Consider the following 25,770-nt stretch of genomic DNA (forward strand, 5'->3'; position numbering starts at 1 on the left):
GTCGCGCACACATAAGGTCCGCCCGCGGCCTGGGCCGCACGCAGAACGCAGAAGTCCCGGCAGAACCGTGCCCCGCGGCCGGCGGACCGGACACGGGGCACAGTGCGTGCGGGTGCTGGAGCAACCGGCGTCAGCCGGGGATCAGGCCGCCGTCGCGGAGCATGGCGCGCACCTCTTCGAGGGTGGCGTCGGGAGACGGCAGGATCAGTTCGGACGGCTCCAGGGAGTCGTCCGGCAGAGGTGTGCCGAGCTCACGCACCCTGGCGAGGAGCGCCTGGAGCGTGGCGCGGAAGCCGGGGCCGTCGCTGCTCTCCATCTCGGCGAGCAGCTCGTCGTCGAGCTTGTTGAGCTCAGCGAAGTGGCTGTCGGCCAGGGCTACCTGGCCCTCCCCCATGATCCGAACGATCATGACGTCCGCCTTACTGCTTGTCGAACCTGTGCGGGGACTGCGAGGACTGCTGCTGGGCGGCGTCCTGCGAGCCGCCCTCGATGGCCTGTGGCGGGGTGGAGCCGCCGGCCAGTTCGGCCTTCATGCGCTGCAGCTCCAGCTCCACATCCGTACCACCGGAGATCCGGTCCAGCTCGGCGGCGATGTCGTCCTTCGCCGTCCCGGTCGGGTCGTCCAGGGCGCCGGAGGCGAGCAGCTCGTCGATCGCACCGGCGCGTGCCTGCAGCTGCTGGGTCTTGTCCTCGGCCCGCTGGATCGCCAGGCCGACGTCGCCCATCTCCTCGGAGATCCCGGAGAACGCCTCGCCGATCCGGGTCTGCGCCTGGGCGGCGGTGTAGGTGGCCTTGATGGTCTCCTTCTTCGTACGGAAGGCGTCGACCTTGGCCTGCAGCCGCTGGGCCGCGAGAGTGAGCTTCTCCTCCTCACCCTGCAGCGTCGTGTGCTGCGTCTCCAGGTCGGTGACCTGTTGCTGGAGAGCGGCGCGCCGGGACAGCGCCTCGCGGGCCAGGTCCTCGCGCCCGAGCGCAAGCGCCTTGCGGCCCTGGTCCTCCAGCTTGGACGTCTGGCCCTGCAGCTGGTTCAGCTGCAGCTCCAGGCGCTTGCGCGAGGTCGCCACATCGGCGACACCGCGGCGCACCTTCTGAAGCAGCTCCAGCTGCTTCTGGTACGAGTAATCGAGGGTCTCGCGCGGATCCTCGGCCCGGTCAAGGGCCTTGTTTGCCTTCGCGCGGAAGATCATCCCCATACGCTTCATGACACCGCTCATGGGCTTCGCGCGCCCCCTTCTGACGGACTGGGCTCCAGCACTCCAACAGAACCCACAGTACGGGCCCTGTCTCTATTACCGCACTGTTCGAGCACGGATGTGGTCCTCCCCAAGGACGACTGCCCCCGGATACCGCTCCGGCCCAGGGAGTAGGGGCCGTCGGGGAAACCGGCGACAACGCCCGTTCTGCCCCTCTCGGGACACCTGGGGTGACGCAGGCTGTTGCCGGATCGTTCCCGACCGGGCTGGGGTCGTCGCGACCGACCCCGTACCCTTGGGTTTTGTGTTCCGTAGCCGTTCGAAGGATGAGAAGGCCCCCGCCACCAAGGTGACGGCGGACCTCTCCACGCAGCCCCGCGACCCGCAGGCCCCCAAAGGTCGCCCCACCCCCAAGCGCAGCGATGCCCAGTCGCAGCGCCGTCGTGCCTCCAGTGGCGCGCCGCTCGACCGCAAGGAGGCCATGAAGCGCCAGCGCGAAGCGCGCCGGGTGGACCTGGCCAAGCAGCGCGAGGCGCTCGCCAGTGGCGACGAGCGCTACCTGCCGGCCCGTGACAAGGGTCCGGTGCGACGCTTCGTCCGCGATTTCGTGGACTCGCGTTTCTGCATCGCGGAGTTCTTCCTGCCGCTCGCCGTGATCATCCTGATCCTCAGCGTGATCCAGGTGCGGAACATCCAGAACATCTCGCTGCTGCTCTGGCTCGCCGTGATCGTGCTGATCGTCATCGACTCGATCGGTCTCGCGTTCCGGCTGAAGAAGCAGCTGAACGCGCGCTTCCCCGACACGCCGAAGCGCGGTGCGGTCGCTTACGGCCTGATGCGTACGCTTCAGATGCGTCGGCTCCGTCTGCCGAAGCCGCAGGTCAAGCGCGGAGAGCGACCCTGAGTACGGAGCTTTCCGGCTTGGTCAGCGGTCCGTCCGCAGACCTGCCGGACAGTGCCCCCTCCAGGGACTCCGGGTTCACCGGGGCCCCTTCGGCGTGGCTCGGAGGGCTCGGCGGGCTGCGCAACACCGTCCGCCAGGAACTCGTCGCCCGGCAGCTCGACGAGCAGATAGCCGCGCGCTTCCCGGTCGGCCAGCGGCTGCGGGTCCTCGATGTCGGCATGGGGCAGGGCACGCAGGCGCTGCGGCTGGCCCGGGCCGGCCACACGGTGACCGGCCTGGAGTCCGACGCCGAGATGCTGAAGGCCGCCCGCGCAGCGCTCGGGGACGAGCCCGCGGGCATCCGGGAGCGGGTCCGGCTGATCGAGGGCGACGGCCTGGACACCGGCGTTCACTTCCTGCCGGGCAGCTTCGATGTGGTGCTCTGTCACGGCGTACTGATGTACGCCCGGGAGCCGGACGCGCTGCTGGCGGGGCTGGCCCGGATGCTGGCGCCCGGCGGGCTGCTCTCACTGCTCGTACGGAACGGCGACGCGCTGGCGATGCGGCCCGGCACCGCCGGGGACTGGGACACGGCACTGGCCGCGTTCGACACGGATACGTACACCAACCGGCTGGGCCTGACGGTCCGCGCCGACCGGCTGGACGCCCTCACGGCCACGCTCGCCGGGATCGCCGCGCCGTTGCACGCCTGGTACGGAGTGCGGATCTTCACGGACCAGGTGAGCGATGACGTCGAACTGCCGGCCGCCGCGGAACTCGACCGGCTGCTGGCCGCGGAGGACCGGGCCGGACGGACGGACCCGTACCGCCGGGTTGCCGCGCTGCTGCATCTGTGCGGAGTGCGCGGCTAGAGAGCGTCCGGACGGTTCACGACGCCCGCTCCGGTGCACCGCAAGGCGCCGGAACGTCCAGACGGCGAACCGTTCCGGCGTACCGGCAGCGCGGCAAGGTGCCGCGCCGGGCGCCGCGACCAGGGCATGATCCGCTGGAGCTCCCTGGGGACGGACGAGGGACGGACGAGGAGCGGGCGTCACTCGATCGGCCGAACCCAACAGGCCGCCAATAGGGTTAAAAGCTGATGATTCAGACATGGATGCTTCCCACTCGCGCCGCCGTCTGTACCGGCTGCTGCTGCCTCTGACCGCAGGTGTCTGCGCCATGGCCCTGTTGTCCGGCTGCTCCGACTCGGACTCGGCCAGCGCCACTGCCACGCAGTCGGCCTCGCCGCATGCGAATTCGGCCGCAGGTGACCTGCAGGCCGAGTACGAGGCCGTCATCAAGAATGTGCTGCCCTCCGTGGTGCAGATCGAAGCCGCCAACAGCCTCGGATCCGGCGTCGTCTACGACAGCAAGGGCCATATCGTCACCAATGCCCATGTGGTCGGCCCGGAGAAGAGATTCAAGGTCACCGTCGCCACCGGCGAGAAGGTGCTGGGCGCCTCGCTGGTCGCCACCTATCCGGAGCAGGACCTGGCCGTCATCAAGCTCGACAACGTACCGAGCGGGCTGAAGCCGGCGAAGTTCGGCGACTCGAACAAGGTCGAGGTCGGCCAGATAGTGCTGGCGATGGGTTCGCCGCTCGGACTGTCCAGCAGCGTCACGCAGGGCATCGTGTCGGCGGTCGGCCGGACCGTCAGCGAGAGCCAGACGGAGGGTGGCACCGGGGCGACCATAGCGAACATGGTGCAGACCTCGGCGGCGATCAACCCGGGCAACAGCGGCGGTGCGCTGGTGAACCTGAACAGTGAGGTGATCGGCATTCCGACGCTGGCGGCGACGGATCCGCAGATGAACGGCGCGGCACCGGGCATCGGGTTCGCGATCCCCGCCTCGATGGTGAAGACGGTGGCCGACCAGATCATCAAGAGCGGCAAGGTCACCGACTCGGGCCGGGCGGCGCTGAACATCACCGGCCGCACAGTCGTCGACGACAACTACCAGCCGTTCGGAATCGCGGTGGTCACCGTCACGGCGGGCGGCAGCGCGGACAAGGCCGGACTTCGGGCCGGCGACATCATCACGAAGATCGGCGACACGCGGGTCACGACGATGACGGAGCTGGCCGAGACTCTGGCCGGCGACAAGCCGGGCCAGAAGGTCAACGTGACCTATCTGCGCGACGGTGTGGAAAAGACTGCGGCCGTCACGCTGGGCGAGATCTGACCGCTGCCGTACGAGAGCCCCGGATGCCGAGGAACGGCGCCCGGGGCCCTCGTGCGCCGTGTCGGCGGTCAGCCCTGGTCGGCCTGGAGACTCATCGGGCCGTAGATCTTCGTCGCGTCCTCGAAGAGGGTCACCTGGTCCGCCCCGCCGTCCAGGAGTTCCTTCCAGAACTCACCGATCCATGTCTCCGCATCACCCTGGGTCGTGAATTCCTCCGGCTGCAGGGCCGGCTCCGTCTCCGTACCGTCGGACTTCTCGAACCGCCACGTCCACGCCATGTCCGCCTCCTGGGTCGCGTTGCTGCCCGCAGCCTAGTGCCTGGGGCCTTTCGGACCGAGATCCATGGGGTTGGTCGCGCAGTCGGTGCGGGGACGCGGGAGGATCGGAGCGTGGAACTGACACTGCTCGGCACCGGAGCCCCCGACGGGCTGCCGCGCCCCGACTGTCCGTGCGCCGCCTGCGCCACAGCCCGCGGGGTGTGGGCGCGCGCCGCGACCGCACTGCTGGTCGACGACGCGCTGCTGCTCGATCTCACCCCCGGGGCCGTGTTCGCCGCCGCACGCGCGGGTCATTCACTGACCGGCGTACGGCAGGTGCTGCTCACTCATCCGCACGACGGGCCCGCCGTGGAGCTGCCCGCCGGGCTGCCCTCGGCCGGACGGGTGCCGGACGGGCAGGTACTGACGCTGATCAGCGGGCACCGGATCCGGGCGGTGCCGATGGACTCGCCGGGAACCGGGTACGAGGTGACGTCCCCGGAGGGCGTGCGGCTGCTGTACATGCCGCCGGGGGCGGCCCCCGCCGGTCTCACGGACCGGGTGGCGGAACCGTACGACATGGTGGTCGGTGATGTGACCGGACGCCCGGACGCCATGGCCAGGCTGCGGGCCGTCGAAGCGATCGGGCCGGCCACCGAGGTCATCGCCGTCCATCTGGACCACGACGCGCCCACCGGCCCCGAGCTGGACCGGCGGCTCGCGGCGGCCGGCGCCCGGACCGTGCCGGACGGGACGACACTGGTGGTCGGCCAGTACCACGCCATATCGGATATCCCGCGGCGGACGCTGGTGACGGGCGGTGCGCGGTCCGGTAAGTCGGTGGAGGCCGAGCGGCGGCTGGAGACCTTCCCCGAGGTGGTGTACGTGGCGACCGGCGGCGGCCGCGCAGGCGACGCGGAGTGGATGGCCCGGGTCGGGCTGCACCGGGAGCGCAGACCGGCCGCCTGGCGCACCGAGGAGACCTGTGAGCTGGTGGACCTGCTGGAGTCGGACGGGCCGCCGCTGCTGATCGACTGCCTGTCGCTGTGGCTGACGGACGCGATGGACCGGGTGAACGCCTGGGACGACGCGGCGTGGGCGGAGGGCGGTGAGCGCGCGCTGCGGGAGCGGATCGCCGAACTGGTCGGCGCGGTACGCGGAACGCGGCGCACGGTTGTCGCCGTGACCAATGAGGTCGGCTCGGGCGTGGTGCCCGCGACGGCCGCCGGCCGGCGGTTCCGGGACGAGCTGGGGCGGCTCAACGCCGCGTTCGCCGACGAGTGCGAGCACGTGCTGCTGGTGGTGGCCGGTCAGGCGCTGACGCTGCGCGGCTGACCCGCACCGCAGCAGCATCAGCGGCAGGAAGGGAGCGGACATGGCGCGAGTGAGGCCGATGCTGAAAGGCGTTCCGGAGACCCTGCTCTGGACGCTCTACAACCGGGCGTACGAGGCGGGGCAGCTCTATCCCGTCATCGACGATCCGATGGCGCTGCAGCTCATGGCGGACCTCGACTACCCCTTCGAGGAGCGCTTCGGGCGGCCGAACGCCTTCCACTCGCAGGCGCAGGCGCTGCGCTCACGCTGCTTCGACCTGACGGTGCAGGGCTATCTGCGCGGACATCCGGAGGCCACCGTCGTCGCGCTCGGCGACGGTCTGGAGACCGGCTTCTGGCGGGTCGACAACGGGCGGCTCACCTGGCTGAGCGTGGAGTTGCCCCAGGTGGCAGCTTTGCGCCGCGCGCTGCTGCCCTCCTCGGACCGGCTGCGGGCGATCTCCCGGCCGGCGGCCGATCCCTCCTGGCTGGACGAGATCGAGGACCCTGCGGGCCAGGGCGTGATCGTCACGACGCAGGGGCTGCTGATGTATCTGCAGCCCTGGGAGGTACGGAAGATCCTGGCGACCTGCGCCGAACGGCTGCCGGGCGGGGTGCTCGTGCTGGACTCCATGGCGCGTCGGCCGGCGAAGTGGACGGTGGCCGGGAAGTTGAAGGTCGGCTCCATGACCGTCCCGCCGATGCACTGGGCGATGAATCCGGGCGAGCGGAAGAAGCTGCGCAGTGCGCATCCGAACATCACCGAGGTGCGTGCGCTGGGGCTGCCGCGGGGGCGGGGCGCGATGGGAGAACTGATCCGGCTCCAGCATCTGACGCCCGGGCTGCGGACGCTGACCCCCGCGGTGACGCTGCTGCGCTTCGGGGCCTGACGGGCCGGCCGCAGCACTGAAGAGGCGTCAGAATCATGGCAGGTACTGTTCCGCAATGAGCCCGCCGCCGGGCTCAGAGCCTGTCGGGTGACCTTCGATCGGAGAGCGGACGCAGCATGGTGCGTGCGATTCCAAGGCGCCGGGATGACCTTGTAGCGGAGCTACCAGGACATTTCGGCAACGCCGGAAGCGTGCGTGCCAGGGCGTGGCCGCCCGATCAGAGGCCACCCGGCTGGCTCTCACCGGCCCACACCACGTAACGACCCGCGAGGCAGACTCCCGTGAATCTGGACGACTTCTCCGACCTGATCGAACGCCCCGACGGCGGCGTACGGCGCGACGCCGAGGAACGCCGGGAGCGGCAGATCGTGCCGCCGGGCGCCCTCGGCCGGCTCGACGAGCTGGGCGAGTGGCTCTCGGCCGCCCAGCAGGCCGTGCCGGTCAGACCGATCCAGCAGCCGCGCGTGGTGCTCTTCGCCGGTGATCACGGGGTGGCCGAGCTCGGTGTCTCCGGCCGCGCGGCCGGGACCGCCCACGAGCTGGTCCGGGCCACACTGGAGGGCTCGACACCGCTGGCCGTGCTGGCCCGCCAGTTCTCCGTACCGGTGCGGATCGTCGACGCCGGCCTGGACTGCGAGCCGGAGCTGCTGCCCGAGTCGGTCGTGCGTCACCGGGTGCGGCGCGGCAGCGGCCGGATCGACATCGAGGACGCGCTGACGGCCGAGGAGGCCGAGCAGGCGGTACGTCTGGGCATCGCGATCGCCGACGAGGAGGCGGACTCGGGCACCGATCTGGTGGTGCTCGGCGATCTGAGCGTCGGTGGCACCACAGCGGCCGCCACCCTGATCGCGGCCCTGTGCGGCACGGACGCCTCGGTGGTCACCGGGCGCGGCGGCGCAGGAATCGACGATCTCGCCTGGATGCGCAAGTGCGCCGCGATCCGGGACTCGCTGCGGCGGGCCCGGCCGGTCCTCGGCGACCAGCTGGAGCTGCTGGCCACGGTCGGCGGCGCGGATCTGGCGGCGATGACGGGGTTCCTGCTCCAGTGCGCGGTGCGCAGGCTGCCGGTGATCCTGGACGGCGTGGTCTCGTCGGCGTGCGCGCTGGTCGCTCAGCGGGCCGCCTTCCGGGCGCCGGACTGGTGGCTGGCCGGTCAGGTGAGCGGCGAGCCGGCACAGACGAAGGCGCTGGACCGGATGGCGCTCAACCCGCTGCTGGACCACGGCGTCATCGTGGGTGAGGGGACCGGGGCGCTGCTGGCGCTTCCGCTCGTGCAGGCTGCCGCCGCGCTGGCGGCGGAGCTGCCCGAGCGTGCGCCGGCCGACGAGGACGGCGCCTCGAAGACCGACGCGGACGACGACTGAGGACCCTGCTGCGCTGCGGCCGCCGGCCCCGGACACCGGCCGCAGCGGGCCTCCCCATGGAGCGAAATCCCCCATATGATCGCTTTTTATGGGAGAGGTCCAATTGGCTGGCCAGGGCGCCCGGCAGAGCACCGTCCGCTCACGACGCAGTGCGGCATTCGCCATCTGGTATCTGCGCATCGTGTCATTCATCAATTTCCTGAGCGCCGTCTGGGTCACGCTCGGTCAGGACCTGCGCCGGCACAACACCGAGAACTACTTCACGCCCTATCTGCTCACCGCGGGCTTCTCCTCCGGAGTGGTCGCCCTCTTCCTCGCGATCACCATGCGACGGCGCAAGCGCGCCGCCTGGATCGTCAACATGGTGCTGAGCGGCCTCCTGCTCCTGCTCTTCGCCTTCGTGATCGTCTTTCCGGAGATCCGGCAGTACCCGCAGAACTGGATCTCCCTGACGCTGACAGCCGCATTCTTCGTGGCGCTGATCCTGGGCCGGCGGGAGTTCTACGCGAAGGGCGACCGGTCCAACGCGAAGCTGGCGGCCGCGGTCGCCCTCGGCGGGCTGCTGGTCACCTCGCTGATCGCCACCCTGCTGGTCACCGTCACGAACACGGCGCACGACGAGGACCGGTCGGCCTTCCTCGACCGCTGGCGCTACGGCGCGCTGCGGCTGGTCTCCGTCGCGACCGACGAAGCCCGCTTCCCCGGCATCACCGTTCCCGGCTGGGTCAATGTCGTCATCAACATCCTCTCCACCCTGCTGCTGATCGCTGTCGTGTACGTGGCGTTCCGCTCACGCCGGGCCGTCGACCCGATCACCCCGCAGGACGAGGACCGGCTCCGCGCCCTCCTCGAAAAGCACGGCGAACGCGACTCGCTCGGCTATTTCGCACTGCGCCGGGAGAAGAGCGTCATCTGGTCGCCGACCGGGAAGGCGGCCGTCACCTACCGGGTGGTCGGCGGGGTCTCCCTCGCCTCCGGTGATCCGATCGGCGACTTGGAGGCCTGGCCCGGCGCGATCGAGCCATGGCTGGCCGAGGCCCGCGAACACGGCTGGATCCCAGCGGTGATGGGGGTGAGCGAGGAGGGCGGCACGGTCTACGCCCGGCACGGGCTCGACGCGCTGGAACTCGGCGACGAGGCAATCGTGGAGACCGCCGAGTTCACCCTCGAAGGGCGGGCGATGCGGACCGTCCGCCAGGCGTACAACCGGATCAGGCGCGCCGGGTACGAGGTGACCATCCGGCGCCACTCAGACATCCCCGACGAGGAGATGGCCGAACTGGTGCGACGCGCCGACGACTGGCGCGACGGCGAGACCGAGCGCGGCTTCTCGATGGCGCTGGGGCGGCTCGGCGATCCGGCGGACGGCCAGTGCGTGATGCTCGAATGCCGTGACGCGGCGGAGAAGGAGCAAGGCGAAGGAGCGGGCGGCCCCGGCGAATTGCGCGCCGTACTGAGCTTCGTGCCCTGGGGCCCGAACGGTCTCTCGCTGGACCTGATGCGCCGTGACCGGAACGCCGAGAACGGTCTGATGGAGTTCATGGTCATCGAACTCCTCCAGCGCGCCAAAGAGATCGGGATCACGCAGGTGTCGCTCAACTTCGCGATGTTCCGGTCGGTCTTCGAGAGGGGATCGCGACTCGGCGCGGGACCGGTGCTGAGGCTGTGGCGCTCGTTGCTCAGCTTCTTCTCGCGCTGGTGGCAGATCGAGTCGCTCTACCGCGCCAACGCCAAGTACCGACCGATCTGGGAGCCGCGTTTCATGCTCTTCGAGAAGAGCTCCGACCTGCTGCGCATCGGCATCGCCGCGGGCCGCGCCGAAGGGTTCCTGGAGGCGCCCGGGCTGCCCAAGTGGCTGCACCGCTCGCACCTGGAGACCCATAGATGAGACCGATGGCGGCGCTGCCCGAGGCCGCCCGCCGCGAATGGGGGCCGCTGTTCTCGACCGTACACGGGGGGCTCACCCGTTCCCGGCTGCGCGCGGTTCCGATGACGCTGGCCGCGGTCGGCCTGACGGCGCTGCTCCATGTGGTGCAGAGCCAGCCGTGGGGATTACGTCCGGTGCGGGTCCTCGGCTCGGTGCGGGCCGAGGACCCGCTGTGGACCGCCCTGCTGCGTACCCCGCTGTCGCTGTTCGTGCCCGCGCTCGATCTGCCGGTGTGGGGTGCGCTGGCGCAGGTGCTCGTGGTGTTCGGGGCCGCCGAGATCTGTCTCGGACGACGGCGCACGCTGCTCATCGCGTACGTCGCCACGCTGGCCGGGACACTGTACGCACGGACCGGCGTCGCGGTAGGCCCGGACGGGCTGTTCGGACTGCCCGCATCCGACGCGCAGGTCGTCGACACCGGACCGTCGGCGGCGGTGGTCGGGGTCGCGGTCTATGTGTGCCACGCCTACCGGGCGTGGCGCACCGGGGCGGCGGTGATCGCGGTGATGGTCATCGAAGTGATCTTCAGGAACAACCTGGCCGGCAAGGAACACCTGGCGGCGATCGCCGCGGTGCTGATCCTGTGCGGTCTCACCACCTGGCACGACAGGCGTAGACAGCTGCCCGCCCGCAGCGATCAGGACTTGGGCGCGGAAAGCCGGTCTCGGTCCGGCGCTCCGCCGATGAGGTCCTGAAACCTGCGGCTCGGCCCCACCCAGCGCCGGTCGTGGCGGTACGCGCGCAGCACCGCCCTGGCACGGGCGCGGTGCCGGTTGCGGTAGAGCCTCTTCGCCCACATCGACGTCGGCCGGGCCAGCCGGATCGCCCCGAACAGGGCGACGAACGGCACCAGGGTGCCGATCACCGCCATCCGCGCCTTGCCCTTGAACAGAGCGATCAGCACGAAGCAGAAGTTGATCAGCAGGGTCAGGACGATGCCGAGCCGGCCCTGCTGCTGATCGCTGGTCAGTTCCTTCACCCCGAGCGGTGAGAAGCCGCCGAGGAGGAGCAGGACGAGCGCCGTGGTGAGGACGACGACCTCGACGCTCTGGCGGCCCTGTTCGGACCAGTACACGTCGTCGAGATGGAGGATCAGGGCGAACTCGTCCAGCACCAGTCCCGCGCCCATCCCGAAGATCACCGCGCAGATGCCCGCCCCGACGCCGTGCCGTCCGCTGGAGATCGCGCCGAAGCCGCCGATCACCGTCAGCACCACACCGGGCACCACATGGTGGACGTGCAACCCGCCGGGCGTGATGTTGCGGAACGGCCCCTTCCCGGCCCTGATCATCCGGGTGATGAGACGGGTGATGGCGAAGGTCAGCACGAAGGCGGCCAGGGAGAGAAGCAGGGGCAGCTTCCCCGGCTCGACGAAGTTCTGATCGAACCAGTGACCCATGCCACCACTCCCGTTGGTCCGCCTTTGCGGTGTTTTGCAGCGTTTCGGCCAATCTAGCGGCCCGGCCGAGGGAATAGCCTGCGCGCCGTGACCTCCCTGAACAGCCACGGCATACGGTTCGCCTTCGGCACCCTGACCGTGCTCCCCGTCCGCGTCACCCGCTGGGATCGCGGGGCCGCCCGTGCCGGGATGCTGAGCGCCCCGCTCGCTGGTCTGGTGGTGGGGCTGCTCGCGGCGGTCCCCGGCGCGCTGTTGCTGCTGCTCGGGTCCGGGCCGCTCCTCGCGGCGGTCGCCTCCGCCGCGGTGCCCGCGGTCCTCACTCGGGGGCTGCACCTCGACGGGCTCGCCGACACGGCGGACGGGCTCGGCAGCGGCAAGCCTGCGGCGGACGCGCTGCGCATCATGAAACAGTCGGACATTGGGCCATTCGGTGTCATCACCCTGCTGTTCGTACTCCTGGCCCAGGTCGCGGTCCTTCATCAGCTGTACGGGGAGGGCTGGGCGCACGGCGCGGTGGCCGCGGTCGTCGCGGGGGTCACCGCCCGCCTCGCGCTCACACTGGCGTCCCGTCAGGGCGTGCCTCCGGCCCGGCCGGAGGGGCTGGGGGCGGCGGTGGCGGGAACGGTGCCGACGGGGGCGGCGGCGGCCGTGACGGTCGCGGTGGTGGCCGCGGGGTCGGGGGCGGGGGCGGTGTTCGGCGGATACGGCGCGCTGCACCACGGCCTTGCCGTAGTGGCCGGGCTGATGGCCGCCCAGCTGCTGCTGCGGCACTGTGTGCGGCGGTTCGGGGGCGTGACCGGGGACGTCTTCGGGGCGGTCGCGGAGACGGCGGCGACGGCGGCGCTGGTGGCGCTGGCCCTGGGCTGAGGGCTGTCCCGTAACCCCTGGCGGGCCCACGAAGACCGGCAGAACGGGACCTGGGCGGACGGGGGTACGCGGCGGCCCGGTCTCCGTCTTCTCCTCACTCCGCGGACGGGCTCGCCGCGCAGCTCCGGCGCCAGGTGCCCAGGTCGTACTTCTTGCGGAGCGAGCTCAGACGCAGCCTCGTCGACTCCGGGCAGAACCGTGCCACCGGCACCTCGTACTCCACATGGAACACCGCCTTGTCCGCCTCGATGAACGGGGTGAGGTCGGCGCACTCGTCGTACTGGGCGCACTGTTCGTTGACCGCGAAGTCGAAGTCCGGTTCCAGCTGCGGGATCTGGTCCAGGTCGTTCTTCAGCCCGACCGCGAGTCCGTGGCGGTGGGCGATGCGGGCGACGAGGCGGTTGTAGCGCAGCTGATCGGCGCCGGTCAGGGGGAAGCCCGTGCGGTTGCGGTATCCGTCCATGTTGTCGGGCTCGACCGCGTCGAAGCCCTTCTTCGCGCACATCTCGATCCGGGACTCCATCAGCGGCCCGAGCAGATCCGTGCGGCGGATGTCGAGCCAGCGCTCCCCCGGCCAGCCGTTGCCCTTCCCGAGGACCGAGGCGGGGAACTTCCCGGCGTCCGGGCGGAAGTCCTCCCAGGCGCCCGTGGACACGTAACAGATGACCTTGCGGCCGCGGCGGTGCAGATCGGCGACCGCCTGCGCATCGTGCTCGAAGCCGTCGATGTCGTACACCGGAACGTCCACGGTGGCGTCGAGGCGGCCGGAGAGCTGCCACTGCCAGTCGGTACCCGGCTTCGGCTGCCAGCGCGCCGCGGAGGTGGTTCGAGGCGCCGCGGTACAGCCGGCCAGCACCGCCGACAGGATCAGCACGACGACCGGCGCCGCCGACTTCGGTCTCGTCCTGCGTACAGCCCGCTGGGCGCGCATCGCTCTCCCCCGCTCGCTCCGGCACCTCCGAACGACCCTACTTCCCGGGCCGGTTGCGCCGTCGCGCCCCCCCGACCGGGCCGGCCGGGGGCCGGAGCCCTGCCGCCGGAACAGGCCTCAGACGGCCCGCCGCCGTGATCCCGCAGCAAAGGCGCGCGTAGGCTCATTCCCGGCACATTGCGGCGGCGTCTACGATGCGCCGGGCACGGTCGGCCCACCCCTCGACCGACAACGAACTCAACGGAAGCGAGATTTCACCACCGTGACTGCTCTCACTCTCAGCACTGCCGGTGCGGCGACGCTGCGCGCCGACGCACTTGTCGTCGGCGTCGCCAAGGGAGCCAAGGGCCTGGTCGTCGCACCGGGCGCCGAGGCCGTGGACAAGGCGTTCGGCGGAAAGCTCGCCACCGTCCTGGAGACCCTGGGCGCCTCCGGTGCCGAGGGCGAAGTGACCAAGCTCCACGCACCGGACGGCCTCAAGGTCCCGGTCGTCATCGCGGTCGGACTCGGTCCGGTCCCGGAGAAGGACGCGGCGTTCGACGGCGAGGCACTGCGCCGGGCCGCCGGTTCCGCCGCGCGTGCGCTGACCGGTTCCAAGAAGGCCGGCTTCGCGCTGCCGATCACGTCCGTCGAGGACGCCGAGGCCGTCGCCGAGGGCGCACTGCTCGGCGCGTACGCCTTCACCGCGTACCAGGGCGGCGAGAACAAGCTCGCGCCGAAGGACAAGAAGAACGGCAACGGTGCCAAGCTGCCGCTCGCCGAGGTCGCCCTGCTCGGCGCCAAGCCGCGCGACAAGGCGTTCAAGGCGGCCGCAGAGCGTGCCACCGCGGTCGTCGAGGAGATCAACCGCGCCCGCGACCTGATCAACACCCCGCCGAACGACCTGTACCCCGAGTCCTTCGCCGCCGTGGCCACGGCCGCCGGCAAGGAGCACGGCATCAAGGTGCAGGTCTTCGACGAGAAGGCGCTCGTCAAGGGCGGCTTCGGCGGACTGCTGGGCGTCGGCCAGGGCTCGACCCACGGCCCCCGCCTGGTGAAGCTCGCCTACACGCACCCGAAGGCGGAGAAGACCCTGGCCCTGGTCGGCAAGGGCATCACCTACGACTCGGGCGGCATCTCGCTGAAGCCGGCCGGTCACAACGAGACGATGAAGTGCGACATGAGCGGCGCCGCCGCCGTGTTCGCGGCCGTCGTCGCGGCCGCCCGTCTCGGCCTCCAGGTCAACGTCACCGGCTGGCTGGCGCTCGCCGAGAACATGCCGTCCGGCAACGCCACCCGCCCGGGTGACGTGCTGCGCATGTACAGCGGCAAGACCGTCGAGGTGCTGAACACGGACGCCGAGGGCCGGCTCGTCCTCGCCGACGCGCTGACCCGCGCCTCCGAGGAGAACCCGGACGCGATCGTCGACGTGGCGACCCTGACCGGAGCAATGGTCCTGGCCCTGGGCCACCGCACCTTCGGCATCATGGCGAACGACGACGCCTTCCGGACGTCCATCCACGAGATCGCCGAGGAGGTCGGTGAGGCCTCCTGGCCGATGCCGCTCCCCGCCGACCTGCGCAAGGGCATGGACTCCCCGACCGCCGACATCGCCAACATGGGTGAGCGGATGGGCGGCGGCCTGGTGGCCGGTCTGTTCCTGCAGGAGTTCGTGGGCGAGGGCATCGCCTGGGCGCACCTGGACATCGCGGGTCCGGCCTTCCACGAGGGCGCGCCGTACGGCTACACGCCGAAGGGCGGCACCGGTTCCGCGGTCCGCACGCTGGTGAAGCTGGCGGAGCGCACCGCCGCCGGGGACCTCGGCTAGAGGATGCTCCGTGCGTACGGCCCCGGGCATACGTCCGGGGCCGTACGTGTTCACCCGTCGGCATCGACAGCACGCACAGGTTTCGCTCTCAACGAAATCCGCACTCCTACCCGTCTCCCACCCCCACCCTTCCACCGTGGTGCTTCGCGCCGCTCCTACCAATCTCTACGCAGCAGTAACCGTCCGGAACGGGTGATCATCCGTCCCGGACCCGGGCCCCGCGTCCCGCCCACCCTCAACAAGTGCGAAGATGGGTTCTCGGCAGGACAGGGCCCCCACCACAGGGCCGAATAACAAAAGCGGCCGAACACCAGCCGACCGGCCGGTCATCCCCCAGCGACGGGGCCCGGCGTACGGCGCACATGCATGGAGGACGTGACGTGGCGAACGACGCCAGCACCGTTTTCGACCTAGTGATCCTCGGCGGTGGTAGCGGCGGTTACGCCGCGGCCCTGCGCGGAGCGCAGCTGGGCCTGGACGTCGCTCTGATCGAGAAGGGCAAGGTCGGCGGCACCTGCCTGCACAACGGCTGCATCCCCACGAAGGCGCTGCTGCACGCCGGCGAGGTCGCCGACCAGGCACGCGAGGCCGACCAGTTCGGCGTCAAGGCCACCTTCGAGGGCATCGACATCGAGGCCGTCCACAAGTACAAGGACGACGTGATCTCGGGCCTGTACAAGGGTCTGCAGGGTCTCATCGCCTCGCGCAAGGTCACCTACATCGAGGGTGAGGGACGGCTCTCCTCCCCCACCTCGGTGGACGTGAACGGCCAGCGCATCCAGGGCCGCCACGTGCTCCTGGCGACGGGCTCCGTGCCGAAGTCGCTGCCGGGCCTGGAGATCGACGGCAACCGGATCATCTCCTCGGACCACGCGCTGAAGCTGGACCGCGTCCCGAAGTCCGCGATCGTCCTGGGCGGCGGCGTCATCGGCGTCGAGTTCGCCTCGGCGTGGACGTCCTTCGGTACCGACGTCACGATCATCGAGGGCCTGAAGCACCTCGTTCCGGTCGAGGACGAGAACAGCTCGAAGCTTCTTGAGCGCGCTTTCCGCAAGCGCGGCATCAAGTTCAACCTCGGTACGTTCTTCCAGAGCGCCGAGTACACGCAGGACGGTGTCCGCGTGACCCTCGCCGACGGCAAGACGTTCGAGGCGGAGGTGCTGCTGGTCGCGATCGGCCGCGGCCCGGTCTCGCAGGGTCTGGGCTACGAGGAGGCCGGCGTCGCGATGGACCGCGGCTACGTCCTCGTCGACGAGTACATGCAGACCAACGTTCCGACCATCTCGGCCGTGGGCGACCTGGCCCCGACGCTGCAGCTCGCGCACGTCGGCTTCGCCGAGGGCATCCTGGTGGCGGAGCGGCTGGCCGGTCTGAAGACCGTCCCGATCGACTACGACGGTGTCCCCCGGGTGACGTACTGCCACCCCGAGGTCGCTTCCGTGGGCATCACCGAGGCCAAGGCCAAGGAGCTCTACGGCGCGGACAAGGTCGTCGCCCTGAAGTACAACCTTGCCGGCAACGGCAAGAGCAAGATCCTCAAGACCGCGGGCGAGATCAAGCTCGTCCAGGTCAAGGACGGTGCCGTGGTCGGCGTCCACATGGTCGGTGACCGTATGGGCGAGCAGGTCGGCGAAGCCCAGCTGATCTACAACTGGGAGGCGCTGCCGGCCGAGGTCGCGCAGCTCATCCACGCCCACCCGACGCAGAGTGAAGCGCTCGGCGAGGCCCACCTGGCCCTGGCCGGCAAGCCCCTCCACTCCCACGACTGATCCAGTCCCGGGCGCGACGACCGACCCACTTCCGCACTTTTGTAAGGAGCAACTGAAACCATGTCGGTTTCCGTAACCCTTCCGGCGCTCGGTGAGAGCGTCACCGAGGGCACTGTCACCCGCTGGCTGAAGGCCGAGGGCGAGCGCGTCGAGGCCGACGAGCCGCTGCTCGAGGTCTCGACCGACAAGGTCGACACCGAGATCCCGGCGCCCGCCGCCGGCATCCTCGCGTCCATCAAGGTCGCCGAGGACGAGACCGTCGAGGTCGGCGCCGAGCTGGCCGTCATCGACGACGGCACGGGTGCGGCCGTCCCGGCCGCGGCTCCGGCCGCCGAGCCCGTGGCCGCTCCGGCTCCGGCGCCGGTCGCGGCGGCCCCCGCCGCCCCGGCCCCCGTGGCCGCGGCTCCGGCCGCTGCCCCGGCTGGTGCCGCGACCGGTACGGACGTCACCCTCCCGGCGCTCGGCGAGAGCGTCACCGAGGGCACCGTCACGCGCTGGCTGAAGGAGGTCGGCGAGGAGGTCACGGAGGACGAGCCGCTGCTCGAGGTCTCCACGGACAAGGTCGACACCGAGATCCCCGCCCCGGTTTCCGGTGTGCTGCTGGAGATCGTGGTCGCCGAGGACGAGACCGCCGAGGTCGGCGCGAAGCTCGCCGTCATCGGTGCCGCGGGTGCCGCCCCGGCGGCTGCCCCGGCCCCGGCCGCTCCGGCCCCCGTGGCCGCTCCGGCTCCGGCTGCTCCGGCGCCGGTCGCCGCAGCCCCCGCCCCGGTGGCCGCTCCGGCCCCGGCTGCGCCCGCCACCCCGGCGCCCGTGGCCGCCCCGGCTCCGGTCGCTGCTCCGGCTCCGGTCACCCCGGCCCCGGCGGCTCCGGCCTCCGTCGACGACGGTGCGTACGTCACACCGCTGGTCCGCAAGCTCGCCGCCGAGAACGGTGTCGACCTCGGTGCCGTCAAGGGCACCGGCGTCGGTGGCCGTATCCGCAAGCAGGACGTCGTCGCCGCCGCGGAGGCCGCCAAGGCCGCCGCTGCCGCTCCGGCCCCGGTCGCGGCCGCTCCGGCAGCCGCGAAGGCGCCGAAGCTGGAGGTGTCCCCGCTGCGCGGTCAGACGGTCAAGATGACCCGCATGCGCAAGGTCATCGGCGACAACATGATGAAGGCGCTGCACTCGCAGGCCCAGCTGACCTCGGTCGTCGAGGTCGACATCACGAAGCTGATGAAGCTGCGCAACCAGGCGAAGGCCGCCTTTGCCGCCCGTGAGGGCGTCAAGCTGTCCCCGATGCCGTTCTTCGTGAAGGCGGCGGCCCAGGCGCTGAAGGCCCACCCGGTCATCAACGCCCGGATCAACGAGGACGAGGGCACCATCACGTACTTCGACTCGGAGAACATCGGCATCGCCGTGGACGCCGAGAAGGGTCTGATGACGCCGGTCATCAAGGGTGCGGGCGACCTGAACATCGCCGGCATCTCGAAGAAGACCGCCGAGCTGGCCGGCAAGGCCCGCGGCGGCGGCCTGACCCCGGACGACATGTCCGGTGCCACCTTCACCATCAGCAACACCGGCTCGCGCGGTGCGCTGTTCGACACCGTGATCGTGCCGCCGAACCAGGCCGCCATCCTGGGCATCGGTGCCACCGTCAAGCGTCCGGCGGTCATCGAGACCGCCGAGGGCACCGTCATCGGTGTCCGCGACATGACGTACCTCTCGCTCTCCTACGACCACCGTCTGGTGGACGGCGCGGACGCCGCCCGTTACCTGACTGCGGTCAAGGCGATCCTGGAGGCCGGCGAGTTCGAGGTCGAGCTCGGCCTCTGAGCACCACGGTTGTAACCAGCCTCACCAGCGGTGCCCCCGTCCGGAACCCTTCCGGGCGGGGGCACCGCCGTATTGTCTAAGGGTTGTCCCGTCATCCCTGGTGAATCAGCGCACGGCGTCGGATACGGTGCATCGCAAAGCGGAGGAGCGCCTTCATACTGGGCGTATTCGGGTGTTCCGACAACGCGGTGAGGTGCCGTAGCTGTCGCCGTGCGCCCGCCAGGGATGACGGAACAGCCTTGAGACACCACCGGTTGCCTCACCCGCACCGGTCGGATCGGCAGCACCGGTTTCCCCGAAGGAGCCCTCATGACCCCGCCCGTCGTCCACTCGCTGCGCGAACAGATCCGCGAGCACATCGTGGACGGGATCGTCAGCGGGCGCTGGAAGCCGGGCGAGCGGATCGTGGAGCGACGGATCGCCACTGAGCTGGAGGTCAGCCAGACGCCCGTACGCGAGGCGCTGCGGGAGCTGGAGACCCTCCGGCTGATCGAGTCGGCGCCCAACAAGGGCGTACGGGTCCGGAATCTGACCGCCGCCGACCTGGAGGAGTCCTACCCGGTACGGGCCGGTCTCGAGCAGATCGCGGCGGAGCTGGCGGCTCCGGCGCTCGGCGAGGACTGCTCGCGGCTGTCGCCACATGTGGCGGCGCTGTACGAGGCCGACCGGCTGGCCGACGGCGAGGCGCAGGTGCGGCACACGGTGGCGTTCCACCGGGAGTTGGTGCGGGCCGCCGGGAACGCCGTACTGCTGCACACCTGGGAGGGTCTGGGCATCGAGGTGTTCACGGCGCTCTCGATCCGGTGGCTGGGGACGGTGCAGAAGTCGTACGCGGAGGAGCACGAGGCGCTCATCGACGCGTTCCTGCGCAAGGACCCGGACATCGGTGCGCTGGTGAAGGCGCATGTCCTGGGGTGCGCCCCGCGCGCCTGACACAGATGCGTGGTCCAGGCGCTCAGCCGTACAGATGAGCGCCCGGATTCTTCCTATTTCCGACGTCACTCCGTGCCACGAAGCAGGGCACCGGATGCCAATTTCTTCATATCGAGAAGTTTTGCCCTTCATCCTTTGATCGATCATCGATCAGCGTTCTACAGTTCACTCCGCGGGCCCACCGGCCCCATCGCCCTGTCCTGCCAGTCAGGGCCCTTTCACCACCCCCCTCCACTCCGGAAGGCGGCGATCATGACCGACCCCGTAGGAAAGCTTCCGAGCGAGCTCGACCAGCTCCCGGACCGTGACCCCGAGGAGACCGCCGAATGGGCGGCCTCCCTGGATGCCGTCACCAAGGCCGCGGGCCCGCACCGCGCCGCGTATCTGATGCGCCGCTCGCTGCAGCACGCCGAGGGCGCCGGTCTCGCGCTGCCCAAGCTGCTGGAGACCGATTACGTCAACTCCATCCCGACCGCCGCCGAGCCCGCGTTCGACGGCGACCTGGAGATGGAGTCCCGGATCACCGCCTGGAACCGCTGGAACGCGGCCGCGATGGTCACCCGTGGCGCCCGGTTCGGCGTCGGCGGCCACATCGCCACCTTCGCCTCGGCAGCCTGGCTGTACGAGACCGGCTTCAACCACTTCTTCCGCGGCAAGGAGGGGGACGGCTCCGGCGACCAGCTCTACATCCAGGGCCATGCCTCCCCCGGCATCTACGCCCGCGCCTTCCTCGACGGCCGGCTCAGCGAGCAGCAGCTCGACAACTTCCGCCAGGAGGCGGGCGGCGACGGTCTGCCGTCCTACCCGCACCCGCGGCGGCTGCCCTGGCTGTGGGAGTTCCCCACCGTGTCGATGGGCCTCGGCCCGCTCTCGGCCATCTACCAGGCGCGCTTCAACCGCTATCTGGCCAACCGCAACATCAAGGACACGTCGAACTCGCACGTCTGGGCCTTCCTGGGCGACGGCGAGATGGACGAGCCCGAGGCCACCGCCGCCCTCGCCCTCGCGGCGCGTGAGCGGCTCGACAACCTGACCTTCGTCATCAACTGCAACCTGCAGCGCCTCGACGGTCCGGTCCGCGCCAACTTCCGCGTGGTCCAGGAGCTCGAGGGTGCGTTCCGCGGAGCCGGCTGGAACGTCATCAAGACGCTCTGGGGCAACGCCTGGGACGAGCTGTTCCAGCTGGACACCACCGGTGCGCTGGTCCGCCGGCTCCGGGAGGTCCCGGACGCCCAGTTCCAGACGTACGCCACCCGCGACGTCGCGTACATCCGCGAGCACTTCTTCGGCGCCGAGCCGGCGCTCGCCGAGCTGGCGAAGCTGCTCACCGACGCGAAGATCGCCGAGTGCTTCTACACCTCCCGCGGCGGCCACGAGGCCCGCAAGGTGTACGCGGCGTACAAGGCGGCCGTCGAGCACAAGGGCGCGCCGACCGTGATCCTCGCCCAGACGGTGAAGGGCTACACGCTCGGCAAGGGCTTCGAGTCCAAGAACGCCAACCACCAGATGAAGAAGCTGTCGATCGACGAGTTCAAGGGCATGCGCGAGCTGCTCGGACTCCCGATCCCGGACAGCGCCTTCGACGACGGCCTGGTGCCCTACGGCCACCCGGGCGCCGACTCCCCCGAGGTGCGCTACCTCCAGGAGCGCCGCGCCGCCCTCGGCGGCCCCGCCCCGGCCCGCCGGATGCACGCGGTGGCGCTGCCCGAGCCGGAGGAGCGGGCGTTCGCCGCGCTGAAGAAGGGGTCCGGCAAGCAGGAGATGGCCACCACGATGGCCTTCGTGCGCCTGGCCAAGGATCTGATGCGGGACAAGGAGACCGGCAAGCGCTGGGTACCGATCGTCCCGGACGAGGCCCGTACCTTCGGCATGGAGTCGCTGTTCCCGTCGGCCGGCATCTACTCGCCACTGGGCCAGACGTACGAGCCGGTCGACCGCGACCAGCTGATGTACTACAAGGAGGCCAAGGACGGCCAGATCCTCAACGAGGGGATCACCGAGGCCGGGGCCATGGCCGACTTCATCGCCGCTGCCACGTCGTACGCGACGCACGGCGAGACGATGATCCCCTTCTACATCTTCTACTCGATGTTCGGCTGGCAGCGGACCGGCGACCAGATGTGGCAGCTCGCCGACCAGCTCGGCAAGGGCTTCATCGTCGGCGCCACCGCGGGCCGGACCACCCTGACCGGTGAGGGCCTCCAGCACGCGGACGGCCACTCGCACCTGATCGCGGCCACGAACCCGGCTTCGCTCAACTACGACCCGGCGTTCGCGTACGAGATCGCGGTCATCGTCAAGGACGGTCTGCGGAGGATGTACGGCCCCGAGGCCGAGAACGTCTTCTACTACCTGACGGTCTACAACGAGCCGAAGCCGCAGCCCGCGATGCCGGAAGGCGTCGAGGAGGGCATCGTCAAGGGCCTCTACCGCTTCAAGGAGGGCACGCCCGCCGCCGCGGACGCGCCGCGCCTGCAGCTGCTCGCCTCCGGCACGGCGATCCACTGGGCCCTGGAGGCCCAGGAACTGCTCGCCGCGGACTGGGGTGTCACGGCCGACGTCTGGTCCGCCACGTCCTGGGGCGAGCTGCGCCGCGAGGCGCTGGAGTGCGACGAGGCGCTGCTCAATGGCGATCAGCGGGTGCCGTACGTGACCCAGGCGCTGGAAGGCGCACCGGGCCCGGTGCTCGCGGTCAGCGACTGGATGCGACAGGTGCCGGACCAGATCAGCCAGTGGGTGGAGCAGGACTGGTCCTCGCTCGGCACGGACGGCTTCGGTCTGTCCGACACGCGTGACGCGGCCCGCCGCCACTTCGGGGTCGACGCGCAGTCGATCACGGTCGCGGCGCTGGCCCAGCTGGCGCGGCGCGGCGAGGTGACCGCGTCCGCGGTCAAGGAGGCCCGGGAGAAGTACGGGCTGTGAGGTGAGGGCAGCCGGGTACGCCCGGCTGCCGTGCCGCCCTCCGTGTCCGGGCGGGCTCGGTCTTCGAGCCTGACCGGACACGGAGGGCCTTTTGCGACGGGACAGCCCTTGGGGGAGGCCGTCGGCCCGCCCGGCGACGGGGGGCACGGCAGACTTGCCCCATGCGTGCTGCCCGGCTCATCAAGATGGTGCTGCTCCTCCAGTCCCGGTCCGCCATGACCGCCGCCGAGCTCGCCCGGGAGCTGGAGGTGTCCGAACGGACCGTCACCCGCGACGCCCAGGCACTCAACGAGGCGGGGGTTCCCGTGTACGCGGACCGGGGCCGGGCCGGCGGGTACCGGCTCGTCGGCGGGTACCGGACCGGGCTCACCGGACTGGCCCGTAGCGAGGCCGAGGCGCTCTTCCTCTCCGGGCTGCCGTCCGCGCTGCGCGAGATGGGGCTCCAGGACGCCGCGTCCGCGGCCCGGCTCAAGGTGTCCGCCGCGCTGCTGCCCTCGCTGCGGGACGCCTCCGACACCGCCGCCCGGCGCTTCCATCTGGATGCACCCGGCTGGTATCAGGAGCCCATCACGCCCGAGTTGCTGCCCGCCGTCGCGGAGGCCGTCTGGGACGACCGGATGATCAGTGCCCGCTACCGGCGCGGCGGTGCGGGCGGTGAGGTCGAGCGGGAGCTGGCGCCGTACGGCCTCGTTCTCAAGGCCGGGGTCTGGTACGTGTGCGCCCGCGCCGGGACGGATTTCCGGGTGTACCGGATCGACCGCTTCACCGCCGTGGCCGTGTCGGACGAACGGTTCGTACGCGACGACGACTTCGATCTGCCGGGCTTCTGGGACGAGCAGGCCGCGCGGTTCGCCCGCTCGATCCTGCAGACCGAGGTGACGGTACGGGTGTCGGAGGCGGGGGCAGGCCGGCTGTCGCGCAGCATGGATCGTTCGGCGGTCCAGGACGCACTGGACGCGGCCGGGCCGCCCGGCACCGACGGGTGGCGCACCGTCACCCTGCCCGTGGAGTCCCTGGAGGTCGCGTACGACCAGCTGCTGTCCCTGGGGCCGGAGTTGGAGGTCCTCGAGCCGCCCGCTTTGCGGAGCCGCTTCGCCGCTGCCGCCGAACGGCTGAGCGGCCTCTATCGCTGAAGGCTTCTTTTCGGTGTCTCCGCGTGCATCGCCTGGCACCAAGGCCGATGCTTGACCCGTGATGGACGAGACGGAGTTCTGGGAGATCATCGACAGCACCCGCGAGGCCGCCGAGGGCGACCCCGAGGACCAAGCCGACCTGCTCGTCGACCGGCTGGTGCAGCTCGACCCGGAGTCCGTGCTGGACTTCGCCCGGCACTTCGAGGCCCGCTACAACCGCGCGTACCACTGGGACCTGTGGGGCGCCGCCGCCGTGCTGCTCGGCGGCGCGAGCGACGACGCCTTCGACTTCTTCCGGTGCTGGCTGATCGGCCAGGGGCGGGAGGTCTTCGAGGGGGCGGTGCACGATCCGGACAGCCTCGCCGAACTGCTCGACGATTTCGACGAGGAGATCGACGGGGACGCCGAGGATCTCGGCTATGCGGCCGACGAGGCGTACGAACAGCTCACCGGCGTCGTCACGCCGGACCTCGGCCTTCCGCCGCAGGCCGCCGAGCCGCAGGGCGCGCCCGTCCGCTTCGAGGACGACGCGGCGCTGGCCGAACGCTTTCCCCTGCTCTGGGAGCGGTTCGGCTCCGGCTGAGCCGCCCCGCTCCCGCTGTGGGCACCCGGGTTCAGAAGTGGGTGCCGCCGTCGACGCGGATCTCCGTACCCGTGATGAACGCACCGTCCTCGGAGCCCAGCATAGCGACGACGCTTGCCACCGTGTCGGGGCTGGCGAAGCCCTCGCCCAGCGCCGGGGACAGCTTCGCGAAGAGCGACATGTCCGCGTCGGCAGGCAGCCCCGGGCCGTTGCCGCTGGTCATGTCGGAGGAGATCGAACCGGGTGCGACGGCGACGACGCGCAGACCCTGCTTGCTGTACTCGCTCGCCAGCGCGTGCGTCATCGACTGGATGCCGCCCTTGCTCGCCGCGTACGCCGACATATAGGGGTGCGCGAAGCTCGCGGAGGTCGACGAGAAGTTCACGACGACCGGCTTGTCGCCCGCCAGCAGCGCCGGTATCGCCTCACGGATCATCAGGAACGTGCCAGTGAGGTTGACCGCGAGGATCTTGTTGAAGAACTCCAGCGACGTCCTGTGCGTGTGCTCCGAGCGCAGGATGCCCGCCGCGTTGACCAGTACGTCGAGGCCGCCGAGCGCGGCCACGGCGTCAGCGACACCGGCCCGGACCGCGGCCTCGTCCGAGATGTCGAGGACCACGGTGGTGAGCCTCTCCGCGGTGCCTCCTGCCACAGCGGTGTCGTACGTGGCCTTCAGCCCGGCCTCGTTGACATCGGCGGCGACGACCAGGCCGCCCTCGGCGAGTACGCGGTGGACGGTGGCCTGCCCGATTCCGGAGCCGGCGCCGGTGATGAGTACGCGGCGGCCTGTGTAGCGGTTCATGTGTTCACTCCTCGTTCCGAGTCCCCCGACGTCTCTCTTGATTCGCATCCACCGTACGCCTAGATGGCACGTTTTGCCAGAATGGCATTCTGCGCACCCAGCGCTCGCACGAAGGAGTCCCGGCCCGGGTAATCTGCGGGGAATGAACCACCAGCAGCCGTCCCTCACCGAGCGCCGCAAGGCCGCGACCCAGCTGGACATCGCGCGCGCGGCCGCTGCGCTCTTCGCCGAGCGCGGGCCGGACGGCACCACGGCGGAGGACATCGCCCACCGGGCGGGCGTCGCACTGCGCACCTTCTACCGCTACTTCCGCTCCAAGCAGGACGCGGTGGGGCCGCTGCTCTCCGGCGGCGCCGAACGCTGGCGCGCCCTGCTCGGCGCGGCCGGTCCGGGGGTCCCGCTGGCCGAGGCGCTGGAGGGTGCGGTCATGGACGCGCTCAGCCCGAGCGACGAGCACGCCACGGAGCAGCTCGGCTGGACGCGCGGCCTGCTGCGGGCCGCACAGGACGATCCGGCGCTGCGCGCCGTCTGGTACCGGGTCAATCAGGATTCGGAGGAGCGGCTGCTGCCGGTGCTGGCACGGCTGGCCGGTGAGGACGCGGACCCGCTGGAGGTCCGGCTGGCCGCTGCGGCCGCCACGGACGCGGTACGGGTGGCGCTGGAGGCCTGGGCGGTCACGGACGCGCCGACAGCCGGGGCCGGCTCCCCCGCCGCCCTCGCGGTGCGCTGCCTGCACGAACTCATGGGCGGCATGCGGCTGTTCAAGGGGTAAGACCGACCCCACTCACTGTCGCGGGGGAG

General features: G+C 70.7%; 23 protein-coding genes. 17 read left to right on the forward strand and 6 right to left on the reverse strand.

All coding sequences use genetic code 11. The annotated features are described in order from the left end of the window. Positions 1 to 130 precede the first annotated feature (130 nt). Positions 131 to 409 carry a PspA-associated protein PspAA gene (pspAA, locus tag ACNPQM_RS24805; RefSeq protein WP_418085777.1) on the reverse strand — a complete coding sequence of 93 codons (279 nt, stop codon included), beginning with the start codon at positions 407 to 409 and terminating at the stop codon, positions 131 to 133. A gap of 10 nt (positions 410 to 419) precedes the next feature. After that, positions 420 to 1,202: a PspA/IM30 family protein gene (locus ACNPQM_RS24810; RefSeq protein ID WP_358858429.1), complete on the reverse strand. Its 783-nt coding sequence runs from the start codon at positions 1,200 to 1,202 to the stop codon at positions 420 to 422. A 295-nt stretch (positions 1,203 to 1,497) separates the two neighbouring features. Between ACNPQM_RS24810 and ACNPQM_RS24815 the strand changes: the two genes are divergently transcribed. The 3 genes from ACNPQM_RS24815 (at position 1,498) to ACNPQM_RS24825 (ending at position 4,260) form a co-directional block, all read left to right on the forward strand. After that, complete coding sequence (locus ACNPQM_RS24815; protein ID WP_358858430.1) at positions 1,498 to 2,097, forward strand: DUF3043 domain-containing protein; 600 nt, start codon at positions 1,498 to 1,500, stop codon at positions 2,095 to 2,097. A 116-nt stretch (positions 2,098 to 2,213) separates the two neighbouring features. Continuing rightward, entirely contained in the window at positions 2,214 to 2,948 is a 735-nt protein-coding gene (locus ACNPQM_RS24820) for a class I SAM-dependent methyltransferase (protein ID WP_418085796.1), read from the forward strand. Positions 2,949 to 3,186: 238 nt separating this feature from the next. Further along, on the forward strand, positions 3,187 to 4,260 hold the full coding sequence (locus tag ACNPQM_RS24825; RefSeq protein WP_418085778.1) for a S1C family serine protease: 1,074 nt from the start codon (positions 3,187 to 3,189) through the stop codon (positions 4,258 to 4,260). A 68-nt stretch (positions 4,261 to 4,328) separates the two neighbouring features. Here ACNPQM_RS24825 and ACNPQM_RS24830 read toward each other — a convergent pair whose 3' ends face one another. After that, entirely contained in the window at positions 4,329 to 4,538 is a 210-nt protein-coding gene (locus tag ACNPQM_RS24830) for a hypothetical protein (protein ID WP_358858432.1), read from the reverse strand. 111 nt (positions 4,539 to 4,649) lie between these two features. Here ACNPQM_RS24830 and ACNPQM_RS24835 point away from each other — a divergent pair, with 111 nt between their 5' ends. The 5 genes from ACNPQM_RS24835 (at position 4,650) to ACNPQM_RS24855 (ending at position 10,706) form a co-directional block, all read left to right on the forward strand. After that, positions 4,650 to 5,852 carry a bifunctional adenosylcobinamide kinase/adenosylcobinamide-phosphate guanylyltransferase gene (locus ACNPQM_RS24835; RefSeq protein WP_418085779.1) on the forward strand — a complete coding sequence of 401 codons (1,203 nt, stop codon included), beginning with the start codon at positions 4,650 to 4,652 and terminating at the stop codon, positions 5,850 to 5,852. Positions 5,853 to 5,892: 40 nt separating this feature from the next. Continuing rightward, positions 5,893 to 6,720 (forward strand): class I SAM-dependent methyltransferase, encoded by an 828-nt coding sequence (locus ACNPQM_RS24840; protein ID WP_418085780.1) that lies wholly within the window; start codon positions 5,893 to 5,895, stop codon positions 6,718 to 6,720. A 281-nt stretch (positions 6,721 to 7,001) separates the two neighbouring features. Then, entirely contained in the window at positions 7,002 to 8,084 is a 1,083-nt protein-coding gene (gene cobT / locus ACNPQM_RS24845; protein WP_418085781.1) for a nicotinate-nucleotide--dimethylbenzimidazole phosphoribosyltransferase, read from the forward strand. Positions 8,085 to 8,172: 88 nt separating this feature from the next. Further along, on the forward strand, positions 8,173 to 9,972 hold the full coding sequence (locus ACNPQM_RS24850) for a phosphatidylglycerol lysyltransferase domain-containing protein (protein WP_418085782.1): 1,800 nt from the start codon (positions 8,173 to 8,175) through the stop codon (positions 9,970 to 9,972). Beyond that, positions 9,969 to 10,706 (forward strand): hypothetical protein, encoded by a 738-nt coding sequence (locus tag ACNPQM_RS24855; RefSeq protein ID WP_358858437.1) that lies wholly within the window; start codon positions 9,969 to 9,971, stop codon positions 10,704 to 10,706. Before ACNPQM_RS24850 ends, ACNPQM_RS24855 begins: the two co-directional genes overlap by 4 nt. Here the strand turns inward: ACNPQM_RS24855 and ACNPQM_RS24860 are convergent. Further along, positions 10,649 to 11,410, reverse strand: a complete 762-nt coding sequence (locus tag ACNPQM_RS24860; protein WP_418085783.1) for a hypothetical protein — start codon at positions 11,408 to 11,410, stop codon at positions 10,649 to 10,651. The genes ACNPQM_RS24855 and ACNPQM_RS24860 overlap by 58 nt on opposite strands. A gap of 87 nt (positions 11,411 to 11,497) precedes the next feature. Between ACNPQM_RS24860 and ACNPQM_RS24865 the strand changes: the two genes are divergently transcribed. Then, a complete protein-coding gene (locus tag ACNPQM_RS24865) occupies positions 11,498 to 12,277 on the forward strand; it encodes an adenosylcobinamide-GDP ribazoletransferase (RefSeq protein WP_418085784.1) in 780 nt (259 codons plus the stop codon). A gap of 94 nt (positions 12,278 to 12,371) precedes the next feature. Here the strand turns inward: ACNPQM_RS24865 and ACNPQM_RS24870 are convergent, their stop codons facing one another. Beyond that, the gene (locus ACNPQM_RS24870) at positions 12,372 to 13,208 is read right to left on the reverse strand and encodes an endo alpha-1,4 polygalactosaminidase (RefSeq protein ID WP_418085785.1); all 837 of its coding nucleotides are present in this window, start codon (positions 13,206 to 13,208) and stop codon (positions 12,372 to 12,374) included. A 262-nt stretch (positions 13,209 to 13,470) separates the two neighbouring features. Between ACNPQM_RS24870 and ACNPQM_RS24875 the strand changes: the two genes are divergently transcribed. From ACNPQM_RS24875 to ACNPQM_RS24905, 7 genes are all read left to right on the forward strand, one after another. Continuing rightward, positions 13,471 to 15,015, forward strand: a complete 1,545-nt coding sequence (locus ACNPQM_RS24875) for a leucyl aminopeptidase (protein WP_418085786.1) — start codon at positions 13,471 to 13,473, stop codon at positions 15,013 to 15,015. Positions 15,016 to 15,395: 380 nt separating this feature from the next. Next, entirely contained in the window at positions 15,396 to 16,784 is a 1,389-nt protein-coding gene (lpdA, locus tag ACNPQM_RS24880; RefSeq protein WP_358858442.1) for a dihydrolipoyl dehydrogenase, read from the forward strand. Between the two features lie 60 nt (positions 16,785 to 16,844). Beyond that, entirely contained in the window at positions 16,845 to 18,596 is a 1,752-nt protein-coding gene (gene sucB / locus ACNPQM_RS24885; protein WP_418085787.1) for a 2-oxoglutarate dehydrogenase, E2 component, dihydrolipoamide succinyltransferase, read from the forward strand. A 309-nt stretch (positions 18,597 to 18,905) separates the two neighbouring features. Then, the gene (locus tag ACNPQM_RS24890; protein ID WP_358858444.1) at positions 18,906 to 19,529 is read left to right on the forward strand and encodes a GntR family transcriptional regulator; all 624 of its coding nucleotides are present in this window, start codon (positions 18,906 to 18,908) and stop codon (positions 19,527 to 19,529) included. Between the two features lie 252 nt (positions 19,530 to 19,781). Beyond that, positions 19,782 to 22,451 (forward strand): pyruvate dehydrogenase (acetyl-transferring), homodimeric type, encoded by a 2,670-nt coding sequence (aceE, locus tag ACNPQM_RS24895; RefSeq protein WP_358858445.1) that lies wholly within the window; start codon positions 19,782 to 19,784, stop codon positions 22,449 to 22,451. Between the two features lie 161 nt (positions 22,452 to 22,612). Continuing rightward, a complete protein-coding gene (locus ACNPQM_RS24900; protein WP_418085788.1) occupies positions 22,613 to 23,584 on the forward strand; it encodes a helix-turn-helix transcriptional regulator in 972 nt (323 codons plus the stop codon). A gap of 61 nt (positions 23,585 to 23,645) precedes the next feature. Continuing rightward, positions 23,646 to 24,167 (forward strand): DUF4240 domain-containing protein, encoded by a 522-nt coding sequence (locus ACNPQM_RS24905; RefSeq protein WP_358858534.1) that lies wholly within the window; start codon positions 23,646 to 23,648, stop codon positions 24,165 to 24,167. Positions 24,168 to 24,198: 31 nt separating this feature from the next. Here ACNPQM_RS24905 and ACNPQM_RS24910 read toward each other — a convergent pair whose 3' ends face one another. Beyond that, positions 24,199 to 24,969, reverse strand: a complete 771-nt coding sequence (locus ACNPQM_RS24910; protein ID WP_358858447.1) for an SDR family NAD(P)-dependent oxidoreductase — start codon at positions 24,967 to 24,969, stop codon at positions 24,199 to 24,201. Between the two features lie 142 nt (positions 24,970 to 25,111). Between ACNPQM_RS24910 and ACNPQM_RS24915 the strand changes: the two genes are divergently transcribed. Further along, positions 25,112 to 25,741 (forward strand): TetR family transcriptional regulator, encoded by a 630-nt coding sequence (locus ACNPQM_RS24915; protein ID WP_418085789.1) that lies wholly within the window; start codon positions 25,112 to 25,114, stop codon positions 25,739 to 25,741. The last annotated feature ends 29 nt before the right edge of the window (positions 25,742 to 25,770 follow it).

Source organism: Streptomyces sp. NPDC056231 (assembly GCF_048270745.1).
In the GTDB taxonomy this organism is placed as follows: domain Bacteria; phylum Actinomycetota; class Actinomycetes; order Streptomycetales; family Streptomycetaceae; genus Streptomyces.